Genomic DNA, 12805 nt, shown 5'->3' with positions numbered 1-12805 from the left:
ATCAAAAATTATGCTCAAAGCAGGCGTTCTGGGTGCCGGCCACCTGGGAAAAATTCACCTTAAATTACTTAATCAATCTGATAAATATGAACTAATAGGATTCTACGACGCATCTCCTGAGGCAGCAGCGTCAATAGTAGAAGAATTTGGTTACAAATCATTCCCATCTATTGAAGCGTTGATAGATGCTTGTGATGTGGTAGATGTTGTAACGCCTACAACTTTTCACTTTGATTGTGCAGAACAGGTTATAAAAGCTGGTAAACATCTTTTTATTGAAAAGCCAATTACCCAAACTGTAACTGAAGCAGAGAAAATACGTGAACTTGCAAAAGAGTATGGCGTACGTGGGCAGGTAGGTCATGTAGAGCGTTTTAATCCCGCTTTTAAGGCAGTGAGCGACATGATTGAGAATCCTATGTTTATTGAGGCTCACAGATTGGCAGAGTTCAACCCACGCGGTACAGATGTTCCTGTAGTGCTCGATCTTATGATTCATGATATTGACGCTATACTGAGCGTAGTAAAAAGCCCGGTGAAACATGTGTCGGCTTCCGGGGTAGCTGTTATAAGCGACACGCCAGATATTGCAAATGCGCGTATTGAATTTGAAAATGGCTGCGTTGCTAATCTTACTGCAAGTCGTATCTCGATGAAAAAGATGCGTAAAGCGCGATTTTTTCAACGTGACGCCTATATTTCGGTAGATTTTCTGGAGAAAAAGTGTGAGGTTGTAAGGATGAAAGATGCTCCTGAAAAGCCAGATGATTTTGCTATGATCCTTCAGAATGCAGAAGGAATGCGCAAGCAGATCTATTATGACAATCCTGATGTACATGAGAATAACGCTATTCTTGACGAACTGGAAGCTTTCGCGAAAGCTATAGAGACAGATACAGTTCCCGTTGTAAGTTTAGGTCAGGGTACCGAAGCGTTGCGCGTGGCAATGATGGTCATAGAAGATTTTGATAAATAATTAGAAAACGGGTTTGATGAAAAATATTACGGTAATTGGCGCCGGTACAATGGGTAACGGGATTGCCCATACTTTTGCTCAAAAAGGGTACACAGTAAACCTTGTTGATATTAGTGAAGTATCATTACAGAAAGGACTTGCTAAAATTACAAAAAACCTGGATCGTCAGGTCGCAAAAGAAACAATTACAGTAGCAGAAAAAGAAGCGACATTAGATAATATTACTCTTTTTATAGCTTTAAACGAAAGTGTAACCGCAGCCGACCTTGTTGTAGAAGCCGCAAGTGAAAATCTAAAGATCAAACTTCAGATTTTTGAAGAACTTGATAATATCTGTCCTGCAAATACAATTCTTGCAACCAACACTTCTTCTATCTCCATAACTCAAATTGCTGCCGTCACAAAACGACCTGAGCAAGTTATAGGGATGCATTTTATGAATCCCGTACCTATTATGAAACTGGTTGAGATCATTCGTGGTTACAATACCAGCGATGAAGTCACCACCAGCATTATGCAGCTTTCTCAAAAAATAGGTAAAACTCCTGTTGAAGTAAACGATTACCCGGGGTTTGTAGCTAACCGTATTTTAATGCCGATGATCAACGAAGCCATAGAAACCCTTTACAATGGCGTCGCCGGCGTTTATGAAATAGATACCGTAATGAAACTCGGTATGGCTCACCCAATGGGACCTTTACAATTAGCAGATTTTATTGGGCTTGATGTTTGTCTTTCTATACTGGAAGTTATGTATGACGGTTTTAAAAACCCGAAATATGCGCCTTGCCCTCTTTTAGTAAATATGGTTAGAGCGGATAAATTAGGCGTAAAATCTGGTGAAGGTTTTTATGATTACGCTGAAAGTAGAAAAGCTGATAAAATTTCGCGTCAATTTGCTTAACATTCATAACTAAATATGCCTGATCGCCACTTTTATCAAAAGCATATTTGGTGTATTTCTCTTTTAGTTAATATCGCTGTTTTTAGTCAAAACAACTCTGATAAATTTTATAAAATAGGATTTAGTTACGGCAGCGGGACTAATGATAATATCCTTTTTAATGATGAGGATTACAGTTATAAAGTTGATTATTATAAGTTCAAATTTTTCTATCCTTTAAAACAGGGAAAAACCTCTTTTGATCTGCTTATACAGCCAGAGTACAACCACGCAAAACATGAGTTACTCAATTTCTATTTTGTGTATACTGATGAAGAACGTGAAGAATTCATGCAAGAGCGCCGCATAAATCAATATGTTTTAAGTGTGAGTTTTGTAGTTCGCAGAGAGGTATTTGATTTTCTCGATGCTTATGCCCAACTAAGCGTAGGCCCTGAATATATTGACAGGCACAGTGAAAGACTGGCCAAAGGATTGGCTTTTGCAGATGAGTTGGCAATTGGTTTATCGTTTAAGACATTTAAAAGTTTGAGAATTGATATCCAGCCAAGTTTCAGGCATGTATCTAACGCCAACCTGCAGAAACCTAATAGCGGTTATAACAGTTTGAATATAGAAACAGGATTGACGTATACATTTAGGTAACCGTAATTGTTTTCGCCCTGAGCGCAATTTGAATTTATAATAGTATTTTTAAATAAATACTGTTCTCCTGCACATGGCAAAAATACTTCCGTTTAAAGCTGTAAGACCCACACGAGATAAAGTCTCTTTAATTGCTTCGCGCTCCTATGAAACCTATACAAAAGCTGAGCGTAAAGCCAGACTTGATAACAACCCATATTCTTTTCTTCATATAATAAATCCCGGTTACAAATATCACAAAGAGGTATCTGGGAAAAAGCGGTTTCAACTTGTACGCAACCGCTACCAGGAGTTTAAAGAGAACGGTTATTTTATTCAGGAAAATCTCCCCAGTTATTACATTTATCGCATTATTGATAGTGAAAATCGGGTTTTTACGGGAATTATCGCAGCGGCCAGTTTATCTGATTATAAGGAACAGGTAATTAAAAAACATGAAGACACTTTAACTCTGCGGGAAGAACTTTTTAAAGAGTACTTAAAAGTCGTAGGTTTTAATGCCGAGGCTGTTTTATTGACTCATAGCGATAATGAAACTTTAAGCGGCATTTATGAAACCGTAATGCAGGCAAGGCCAGAATATGAATTTACTACAACTTACAGGGACACGCATTATTTATGGCCGGTAAATGATGAAAATCTGGTAGAAAAGATAAAAAACTGTTTTAGCGAAATTGAAACTATTTACATTGCAGACGGGCATCACCGTTGCAGCTCTTCGGCTCTCCTAACAGCAGAAATACAACTTAACAAAACAAAAACCGCCCACTCCTATAATTATTTCATGGTATATCTCATACCAGAATCTAACCTGCAAATAAGCAGCTATAGTCGTATGATAAAAGATCTAAACGGCTTGGGAAAAGAAGAATTTCTCATAGCTCTGGATTCTTGTTTTAAGATCGAAAATAAAAAAGACCAATATTTTGAACCGAGGAAACAGCACGTAATATGCATGTATCTGGATAGTGACTTTTACGAAATAACATTACGTACCAAATACAGGAAGTTTGCCAATGCATTAGATGCTCTGGATGCTCAGATCTTATACAAATTTATACTAGAGCCTATTCTGGGAATTCATGATTTACGCAATGACAAACGTATTGCGTATGGCAAAGGAAAAAACGATATGGTGGCTGTAAAAGAAAAAATAGACCAGAAAAAGTATGCTGTAGGTTTCAGTTTAAAACCGGTTTCTATTGATGAAATAAAAGCAGTTGCAGATGAAAATCTGCGCATGCCTCCTAAAACCACTTATATAGAGCCAAAATTACGCAGTGCAGTAACAATTTATGAGTTCTAATACCGTTAGTATAGGTCTCTAGCCGCAGCAAATTATTTACCTTTGTAAAAATTTTTCAAATAAAGTATTGAGCATACCTAATAATATAAAATCCCTTTATTCAGAACTTCCTAAAGATGTATCTCTGGTTGCTGTTTCAAAAACAAAACCTGTTTCAGATATTGAAGAAGCCTACAATACCGGTCAGCGTATTTTTGGTGAAAACAAAATACAGGAAATGACTGATAAGTGGGAGCAGTTACCTAAGGATATTGAATGGCACATGATAGGTCATGTACAAACCAATAAGGTTAAATATATGGCGCCGTATGTAAGCCTGATTCATAGTGCAGACAGACTCAAACTTTTTAAAGAAATAAACAAGCAGGCAAAGGCAGCAGAGCGAACTATACAAGTTTTACTTCAGGTTAAAATAGCAGAAGAAGACAGCAAATTTGGTATGCCACCACAAGAAGCTATTCAAGTGTTGGAAGAAAATGTACTGACGCAATATACTAATGTAGAAGTTACCGGTCTTATGGGGATGGCTTCTTTTACAGATGATCAGGAACAGGTTAAAAGAGAATTTTTACAACTTAAATCTATTTTTGACCGCTTTAAAGATCGCCACAATTTAAAAACCCTTTCTATGGGGATGAGCGGTGATTATGAACTGGCCATAGAATGTGGCAGCAACATGGTGCGTATAGGTAGTGCCATTTTTGGAGAACGTGATTATAGCAATACTAAATCATAGTAAACGAAAGCAGAAGAAGGATGTACGCAATACTGGATTTAGAAACCACAGGAGGCAAATATAACGAAGAAGGAGTTACTGAAGTTGCTATTTACAAATATGATGGTCATGAAGTAGTAGATCAATTCATTAGCCTTATTAATCCTGAACGACCTATACAGGCTTTTGTAGTAGGCTTAACAGGTATTAATAATGAGATGCTTAGAAATGCTCCTAAATTTTATGAGGTTGCTAAGCGCATTATTGAAATTACTTCAGATTGTATAATTGTGGCGCATAACGCACAGTTTGACTACCGCATTTTACAACTTGAGTTTGACAGACTGGGTTATGATTACCAGCGTAAGAGTTTGTGTACTGTAGAACTTTCTAAAGAGCTTTTGCCAGGTCAACAAAGCTATAGTCTGGGAAAACTTGTAAGAAGTTTGGGAATTCCTATTGTTGACAGGCACCGTGCTAATGGCGACGCCCTTGCCACGGTAAAATTATTTCAGCTTTTGCTTGATAAAGATTCTTCTAAAACTATTATACAGGAAGGAATAAAGCTGAATCCCAAAAAACAGCTCGATACCAAATTACGCGATATTATAGAAGAAATACCAAGTATTACAGGTGTTTACTACATGCATAATGCAAATGGTAAGATAATCTACATTGGGAAAAGCAAGAATATTAAAAAACGTATTATTCAGCATTTTACCAGTGAGAACAGAAAATCGAAAAAAATACAGGAAGAAGTTGAAGCTGTAACTTATGAAGCTACGGGTAGCGAATTAATAGCGCTGCTTAAAGAAAATGATGAGGTTAAAAAAAATAAACCACATCACAATACAGCTTTACGTCGCACCATCTTTAAAAATCAACTTTCTGCTTTTACAGATGAGGAAGGATATATCAATTTAAAAGTTGAACGCGCTGATTCCCGTAAAAAAAACATCACTACTTTTTCTAATGCGCAATCTGCAAAAGCACATCTTACTCGTGTAATTAAAGATTATGACCTTTGCCAGAGCAAAGCTGGTTTACATAATACGTCAGGTAATTGTTTTAACCATAGTATTAAAGAATGTAATGGCGCCTGTACGGGTGAAGAAGAAGCCGAAGCTTATAATTTACGTGTTATGGAATATATTGCCAGACACAGCTTTGCTAACAAGAATATGCTTATCATAGATCGTGGTCGTAAAGTAGACGAGCGTTCTGTTATTCTGGTTGAAGAAGGAATCTTTAAAGGTTTTGGTTTTTATAAGCTCCATTACCAGCTCAACAACATGGATATTCTACAGCGCATTCTAACTCCTATGAATGATAATCGTGATGCCCGCCATATAATACAAAGCTACTTACGCACTAAAAAAGTTCTAAAAATTGTAGAACTTGATGAAATTGCTAAATAATATATAGTTTGTGTATTTTTAGTTTTTTCTAAGCACATTAAATCTGAATGCGTTTTATGCAATTCAATTTAATAGATACTCATACTAGTTAATCATAATAAGACGCATTGCCTGAAGCCGGAAAACATAAATGGAGAACTAAACTTCATGAAGTTATATACGAAGCCGATACACCAAGCGGTAAGGCTTTTGATGTAATTTTGTTGATTCTTATACTCTTAAGTATAATACTCGTAATGCTGGAAAGCGTGAAAACGCTCAGCGACGCTTATGGTGAGTATTTCTATCTGGGTGAATGGATAATCACTATTTTTTTCACTATAGAATACATATTGCGTATAATAAGTATTAAAAAACCTTCAGCTTATGTATTTAGTTTTTATGGCTTGATAGATTTTATTTCTACCATTCCGCTTTATTTATCCTTTTTCTTTGTGGGCTCACACGCTCTACTCACAATTCGCTCTCTTAGACTATTACGTGTATTTAGAATATTAAAAGTCACCCGTTACATAGGTGAAGGTAATAAGCTAACGAAAGCACTTAAAGATAGCAGACCTAAAATACTCGTGTTTCTCTTTGCTGTTCTCATTCTTTCAGTAATCGCCGGTACGTTAATGTATTTAGTTGAAGGCCCCGAACATGGTTTTACTAACATTCCTGTGAGTGTATACTGGTGCATTGTAACGTTAACTACTGTAGGTTTTGGAGATATAGCTCCTACTACTGCTTTAGGACAATTTATTGCTACGGTAATCATGATCATGGGTTATGGCATCATAGCTGTACCTACAGGTATAGTAAGTGCAGAAATGACAAAAACAGGAAGCGAAAAGGAAAAATCAGATAAACAGAAAATTACCACAAATACACAAGTTTGCCAGAATTGTGGTGCAAGTATGCATCAGGATAACGCAAAATATTGCCACAAATGTGGGTACCCTTTACATAATGACTAATTATTTAATTACTGTTGTAGGACCTACTGCTATTGGGAAAACAGCTTTGGGAATCAGACTCGCCAATTATTTTAATACAGAGGTGATTTCTGCAGATTCCAGGCAGTTTTTTAAGGAAATGTCTATTGGTACCGCTGTCCCTTCAAAGGAAGAGCTAATTATGGCCAAACATCACTTCATTCAAAATATTTCAATACATGATAAGTACAACGTTGGCATGTTTGAAAGGGAAGCTATATCTAAACTCAACGAATTTTTTGATCAGAAACAAGCAGTTGTAATGGTAGGCGGTTCTGGTCTGTATGTAGATGCAGTAATAAAAGGCTTAGACGATTTTCCCCCTGTAAAACCCGATATTAGGGCAAATTTGACCGAAAAATTAAATACTGAAGGAATAGAAAGTCTTCAACAACTACTAAAAGATCTTGACCCAGAACATTACAGTAACATTGACCTAAACAACACCCAGCGATTGATAAGAGCATTAGAAGTTTGTCTGTCTTCAGGAAAAAGTTACAGTTCGTTTTTGGCTAAAAACAATACAACAAGAAATTTCGAAACTATAAAAATAGGCTTGCACGCTGAACGCGAAATTATTTACGATCGCATTAATAAACGCGTAGATATAATGATGCAGAATGGTCTTGAAGCAGAAGCAAGATCACTATTTGAGCTAAAAGAACTCAATGCTTTACAAACAGTAGGTTACAGAGAACTGTTTGAATATTTTGAAGGAAAATTATCTCAAGAAGAAGCCATTTCCGAAATCAAGAAAAATACCAGAAGATTTGCCAAGAGACAATTAACATGGTTTAGGAGAGATCAAACCATAAACTGGTTTGATTATGAAACTCCTTCTGAAGAAATTATAGAAATGATAAAAGAAAAAACGTCCCTCTAAAAAAAGGGACGTTTTAATTCTTACCACTTACTCATCTTCTTTTTTTACCACGAGTCTAAATCCTTCACCGTGAATGTTAAGTATCTCAACACTATCATCACGTTTAAGATATTTTCTAAGCTTGGCTATATAAACATCCATACTTCTTGAGGTGAAATAGTTATCATCTCTCCATATTTTTGTTAAGGCCAGCTCTCTTGGCATAAGATCGTTCTCATGCAATGCTAATAAGCGTAATAATTCATTCTCTTTAGGAGAAAGTTTATTAGGCTCTTCTTCTTTATATGTAAGAAAACGAAGCTTAGAATTCAGGTGAAAATTACCTATAACAAATTCAAATTGTTTGCTGTCTGCAACAGAATCTGTGGCTTTACGCATCATGATAGCTTTGATCTTCATAAGAAGAACTTCGCTGTCAAAAGGTTTGTTTAGATAATCATCTGCTCCTACTTTGTACCCTTTTAGCACATCTTCTTTCATCGCCTTAGCGGTTAAAAAGATAATAGGTACATCTTCATTTTTCTCTCTTATTTCTTTGGCAAGTGTAAAACCATCTTTATATGGCATCATAACATCAAGAATACAAAGGTCAAAGTCGTCTTTTTTAAACTTCTCAAATCCTTCCATTCCATTCTTTGCATGTGTGACATCGTAGTCGTTCATTGACAGATAGTCCTTAAGAACTGTCCCGAAGTTGGGATCATCTTCTACCAATAAGATTTTTTTGTTTTCTGTTTCCATGAGTTTATGATATTAGTGGTAATTTAATAGTAAAAGTACTGCCCTTGCCTTTTTCACTTTGTACCCAGATCTCTCCCGAGTGATCTTCTATGATACGTTTAGCATAAGCCAGACCGAGACCGTGCCCTTTAACGTTATGAATATCGCCAGTATGCTCGCGATAGAATTTTTCAAATATTTTCTTTTGTACAGCTTTTGTCATTCCGTCACCCTGATCTTTAATTTTAACCAGAATGAAATTCTTTAAATTTTCAGTATAAATGTCAATCTTAGGCGCTTCTGATGAATATTTTACCGCGTTATCTAATATGTTAACGATAACATTAGTAAAATGCGATTCATTAGCTAAAATGGACGATTTTAATGCACCGTAGTGCGTTTTTACATACCCATTTCTATCTTCTACAATTAGCTCGATATGCGTAACTGCATCATCAATAATGTCATGCAACTTCAAACGCTCTTTCTTTATATCTAACTGATTACGTTCAAGTTTAGAAATACGCAATACATTCTCAACCTGAGCATGCATTCTTTTATTCTCATCTCTTATCATGCCCAGATAGCGATTAAGAGATTCAGGATTTGCCCCAATTTTAGGATTCTTAATAGCATCAAGAGCCAGATTTATTGTGGCGATTGGAGTTTTAAACTCGTGCGTCATATTATTGATAAAATCTGTCTTGATCTGCGAGATCTGCCTTTGCTTTATCAATTGTTGCAGCGCGCTTGAGTAAGCAACTACAATAATTAAAGTGAACAAAATGCTTAAAGTCGCCATCCCAATTACAGATGATATTACAAATCTCTTCTCACCGGGAAAATTGGCGTATAGCTGGTAATCACTGTTTCCCTGATCATCAACAAAAAGAGGCACACTAAATGTTTGCTCTGGTGATTGAATATCAAAATTTTCTGAACGTACAACTGTCGACAGACTGTTGCTATACACTGCAAACTCAAAATCTGTATCCATATCCCGCTCTGCCAACTCCATGGTCATGAGCCTGTCTATTTCTTCATTAGATACACGTTTATGAATAGGAAATTTGCGAGTTATCTCAAGAACAAGTTGCTCAAGATTATAACGCTCTATCTCACTCATAGACGCCAGGCGCGAAAAACGTGATCTTCTGTTTATAGGATTGCGATCAAGATCGTTCTTATCTACTATCTGTGTAATTTGACGTTGTAGATATCTTTTAAATTTGATACTATCAAGGTCATAATCAAGAACAGGGGCGCTTAATTTATAGTCCTGCTCTACGATACTATTACGATAGATATATGTCTCGTTAGTTAGGGAATCTTCTTGTGTGAATAAAAACTCATTGAGCAAGAGATCGTCAGGAATACCAATGCTGTCTCTGGCTTCTAAAAGTGGATTATACCAATCGTCAACTTCTCGTTTTTGTACTTTGCTGGAAACTGCGCTTAACACCTGTTTTGCACTAAATGCAAACTGACCCCTTTTCGTCTCAATACTGTTTGATATCCAGTACCCCTGTACGAATATGATGCCAATAAGTGAGAGGCTCATGAGTACCACCAGAAGCACAAACAGTTTTTTATTCATGCCTCAAATGTATGATTTTAACATTTAGGTCTCCAGTGGTTTAACCAAATGTTAACATTGCTCAACTAACTATTTACAAGGGTTCGCAGGATTTTATGGTGTATTTTTTCAACCATTTTTTCGCTTTCTGCAAGGTCATTATTGTAGATGACAAAATCTGCCAGAGGTATCTTTTTCTCATCACGCCATTGCATATCTATGCGTGCTTTGACTTCGCTTTCTTTAACATTATCGCGCCTCATAACGCGCATAATCCTTTCTCCCTCTGGGGCTGTGACTAAAATTGTTAAATCGCAATATTTATTACCTCCATTTTCAAACAGGATTGCAGCCTCTTTTATCACGTAGTCAGATTCTTGATTTTTTGCCCAATCTTCAAAATTTTTAGCCACTGCAGGGTGAACTATTGCATTGAGTTTATCAAGTAAAATGGGATCATTAAAAACAATATCTGCTATAAATTTTCTATCCAGTTCATCGGCATTATATGCTCTTTTACCTAGTAGATCAATTATTTTTTCCCTAATATCCTGATTAAGCATCAATTTTTTGGCTTCAATATCTGCTATATAAACAGGTACACCCAGGTTTTTAAAGAATTTAGCAATGGTACTTTTACCACTACCTATGCCACCGGTTAAGCCTACAACTTTCATTTTACGAGTAAATATTGTACTGTTTTTTCGCGCAAGCGAACATCTCTTATAAACTCTGGATACTCAAGTATTTCTGGCGTTAATGAAGTAGAAAGACTATCAGTTAATTTAAAATCACAAACAACTCTAAAGTCAGATGGTTTTATGCGATCATAATTCTCAAAATTCACATTAAATACAACAGTTACCTTTTTAGGAAATATCTTAGCTTTCACATTGCGTGGTACGTTTATCAATTGCACCGGCACAGAAATAGTACCTTCTGTAAACTTATCTACATCAAGCGTGTAGCCCACCTGCGCAGGAATAATTTGTATAAGATCACTGCGACCTGAAACACCTACAGCAATACTGTCTTTAAGGTTATTCTTCACATCTTTAAAAACCATGGCAGATGTAGTCGCATGGGTGAGCGTATCAAGACTGCTTTTAGGGCCTCTTACAACCACAGAATCAGGTGAAAGTTGAAGACCTTCAAAACTGCCGTAACCAGCGTCATAACTAACCTCAAGTTTAGCTACTACCGGCAATTTAACTTCATAATTCCTGTCAAGATTAACGTAAACCGTATCGGGACTAAAATTTAAAATGCGGCTTTGGCTTAAGCTACCCGTTAATGCATCTTGATCGCGGTTAAACACATAATAGAAACGTGTAGCAGAATCTTTAACAACTTCAGAAAGGTCTATATCGATGTGCTTATCAGAAAATTTGTACTTATAAAAGTCATACCCGCTACCTATACCAGAAACCTCTACCTTTTCTGTCGAGAAGGATTTAAGAATGCGATCTTCTGGCAGATTAATAAACTGTAGCGGTACTTTAACGGTGTACCTAAAATCCTTTCCCAATTTAAGCAAAACAGAAACCGCAGCGGTAAAGAGCAGAATAAGCAGGAAAACTCGCAGGTTAATATTTTTTAAACTTTTTCTAGTTTCTGGCATGTAAGCAATTTGGGATAACGTTTAAAATTAGTCAAAAAATAAGTGTGGAAATCGCTTCTGCGGAAGCTTTTTAAGCCAATTTACCGCAAAAGTAGATTCTAAAAATCCTAAACCATAACCTATAAATTGAACGAGTGTTGCAAAAACACTGTAAACGCCTATTATAAGACTTTTATTTTTAAAAGAAGAATGAAAAAATATAAGTAGTAAATAGATCAACACTAGAAAAATCGGTAGAAAAAAGCCAAAAACCGCTGTAAAAAGGCTAAAAATCGCAAAACAAAGAAATAAAGCAGGGAACCAATAAGTAACTTTTGCTGTTTTAGGATGCCACGAGTTTAAAATTGGGCGTACTAAACCAAACTTACGCACCTGTTGATAAAATTTCTTCCACGAAATACGGCGTTTGTGATACACAAAAGCTTCGGGGATGAGTGTAGATTTAAACCCTAAATTCCATAATCTAATAGTGAGATCTGGATCTTCACCGGGGTGAATTTTACCAAAACCACCAGATGCCTCAAATGCCGCTTTTGAGATCCCCATATTAAAACTACGCGGTTGAAAACTACTGCCACTTGCTTTGTTACCTCGTATGCCGCCAGTAGTTAGAACAGATGTCATACTGTAATTTATGGCTTTCTGTAGCAGCGAGAAATCTTTATGTGCCGCATCAGGACCGCCAAAGAAGTCTATGTATGATGTCTCAAGACTTTTAATTACAATTTCTAAATATTGAGGCGGGAGCAGACAATCGCTGTCCAGAATTATAAAATAATTCCCCATTGCTTTTGCCATCCCATAATTGCGCGATGGCCCGGGACCAGAATTCTCCTTATAAAAATAAACAACTGGTAAATCACTAAACTGAGAGACAACTTCTCTAGAATCTATTGAAGAACCGTCTTCAATAAGAACGATCTCATAATCGCCTGTGTAGGTTTGCTGCCGGAAACTCTCCAGCAATTCCCTCACTTCATCTGGGCGATTATAAACAGGAATTATAAAAGAAAGACTTAGACTCATGCTACAAAACTAACCTAAAATAGTCTCTGCGCCAGATT

Annotated in this window: 13 protein-coding genes; 8 read left to right on the top strand and 5 right to left on the bottom strand. The window is 36.5% G+C overall.

Features of this window, described 5'->3' with window-relative positions; translation table 11 throughout:
• Positions 1-10: 10 nt before the first annotated feature.
• From ACH3PA_RS14200 to miaA, 8 genes are all read left to right on the top strand, one after another.
• Entirely contained in the window at positions 11-976 is a 966-nt protein-coding gene (locus ACH3PA_RS14200) for a Gfo/Idh/MocA family protein (RefSeq protein ID WP_416443047.1), read from the top strand.
• Between the two features lie 16 nt (positions 977-992).
• Complete coding sequence (locus ACH3PA_RS14195; RefSeq protein ID WP_416443048.1) at positions 993-1880, top strand: 3-hydroxyacyl-CoA dehydrogenase family protein; 888 nt, start codon at positions 993-995, stop codon at positions 1878-1880.
• Positions 1881-1895: 15 nt separating this feature from the next.
• Positions 1896-2525, top strand: coding sequence for an acyloxyacyl hydrolase (locus ACH3PA_RS14190; RefSeq protein WP_416443049.1), 630 nt, complete (start codon positions 1896-1898; stop codon positions 2523-2525).
• A 73-nt stretch (positions 2526-2598) separates the two neighbouring features.
• Entirely contained in the window at positions 2599-3831 is a 1233-nt protein-coding gene (locus tag ACH3PA_RS14185) for a DUF1015 domain-containing protein (protein WP_416443050.1), read from the top strand.
• Between the two features lie 67 nt (positions 3832-3898).
• Positions 3899-4567, top strand: coding sequence for a YggS family pyridoxal phosphate-dependent enzyme (locus ACH3PA_RS14180; protein WP_416443051.1), 669 nt, complete (start codon positions 3899-3901; stop codon positions 4565-4567).
• Positions 4568-4587: 20 nt separating this feature from the next.
• Positions 4588-5964 carry an exonuclease domain-containing protein gene (locus ACH3PA_RS14175; RefSeq protein WP_416443052.1) on the top strand — a complete coding sequence of 459 codons (1377 nt, stop codon included), beginning with the start codon at positions 4588-4590 and terminating at the stop codon, positions 5962-5964.
• Between the two features lie 107 nt (positions 5965-6071).
• A complete protein-coding gene (locus ACH3PA_RS14170; RefSeq protein WP_416443053.1) occupies positions 6072-6923 on the top strand; it encodes an ion transporter in 852 nt (283 codons plus the stop codon).
• On the top strand, positions 6916-7824 hold the full coding sequence (gene miaA, locus ACH3PA_RS14165; RefSeq protein ID WP_416443054.1) for a tRNA (adenosine(37)-N6)-dimethylallyltransferase MiaA: 909 nt from the start codon (positions 6916-6918) through the stop codon (positions 7822-7824). The genes ACH3PA_RS14170 and miaA overlap by 8 nt, the downstream gene beginning before the upstream one ends.
• 27 nt (positions 7825-7851) lie before the next feature.
• Here the strand turns inward: miaA and ACH3PA_RS14160 are convergent, their stop codons facing one another.
• The 5 genes from ACH3PA_RS14160 to ACH3PA_RS14140 all read right to left on the bottom strand — a co-directional run bounded on the left by ACH3PA_RS14160 (position 7852) and on the right by ACH3PA_RS14140 (position 12767).
• A complete protein-coding gene (locus tag ACH3PA_RS14160) occupies positions 7852-8565 on the bottom strand; it encodes a response regulator transcription factor (protein ID WP_416443055.1) in 714 nt (237 codons plus the stop codon).
• A gap of 4 nt (positions 8566-8569) precedes the next feature.
• Positions 8570-10141: a sensor histidine kinase gene (locus ACH3PA_RS14155; protein ID WP_416443056.1), complete on the bottom strand. Its 1572-nt coding sequence runs from the start codon at positions 10139-10141 to the stop codon at positions 8570-8572.
• Between the two features lie 65 nt (positions 10142-10206).
• Complete coding sequence (gene coaE / locus ACH3PA_RS14150) at positions 10207-10797, bottom strand: dephospho-CoA kinase (RefSeq protein ID WP_416443057.1); 591 nt, start codon at positions 10795-10797, stop codon at positions 10207-10209.
• Positions 10794-11741, bottom strand: coding sequence for a CdaR family protein (locus tag ACH3PA_RS14145; RefSeq protein ID WP_416443058.1), 948 nt, complete (start codon positions 11739-11741; stop codon positions 10794-10796). Before ACH3PA_RS14145 ends, coaE begins: the two co-directional genes overlap by 4 nt.
• 27 nt (positions 11742-11768) lie before the next feature.
• Positions 11769-12767, bottom strand: coding sequence for a glycosyltransferase (locus ACH3PA_RS14140; RefSeq protein ID WP_416443060.1), 999 nt, complete (start codon positions 12765-12767; stop codon positions 11769-11771).
• Positions 12768-12805 lie beyond the last annotated feature (38 nt).

The sequence above is a fragment of the Leeuwenhoekiella sp. A2 genome (assembly GCF_047946655.1).
Classification (GTDB): Bacteria; Bacteroidota; Bacteroidia; order Flavobacteriales; family Flavobacteriaceae; genus Leeuwenhoekiella.
The sequence above is the reverse complement of the archived record's forward strand: the minus strand, read 5'-3'. Positions and strand labels throughout refer to the sequence as shown.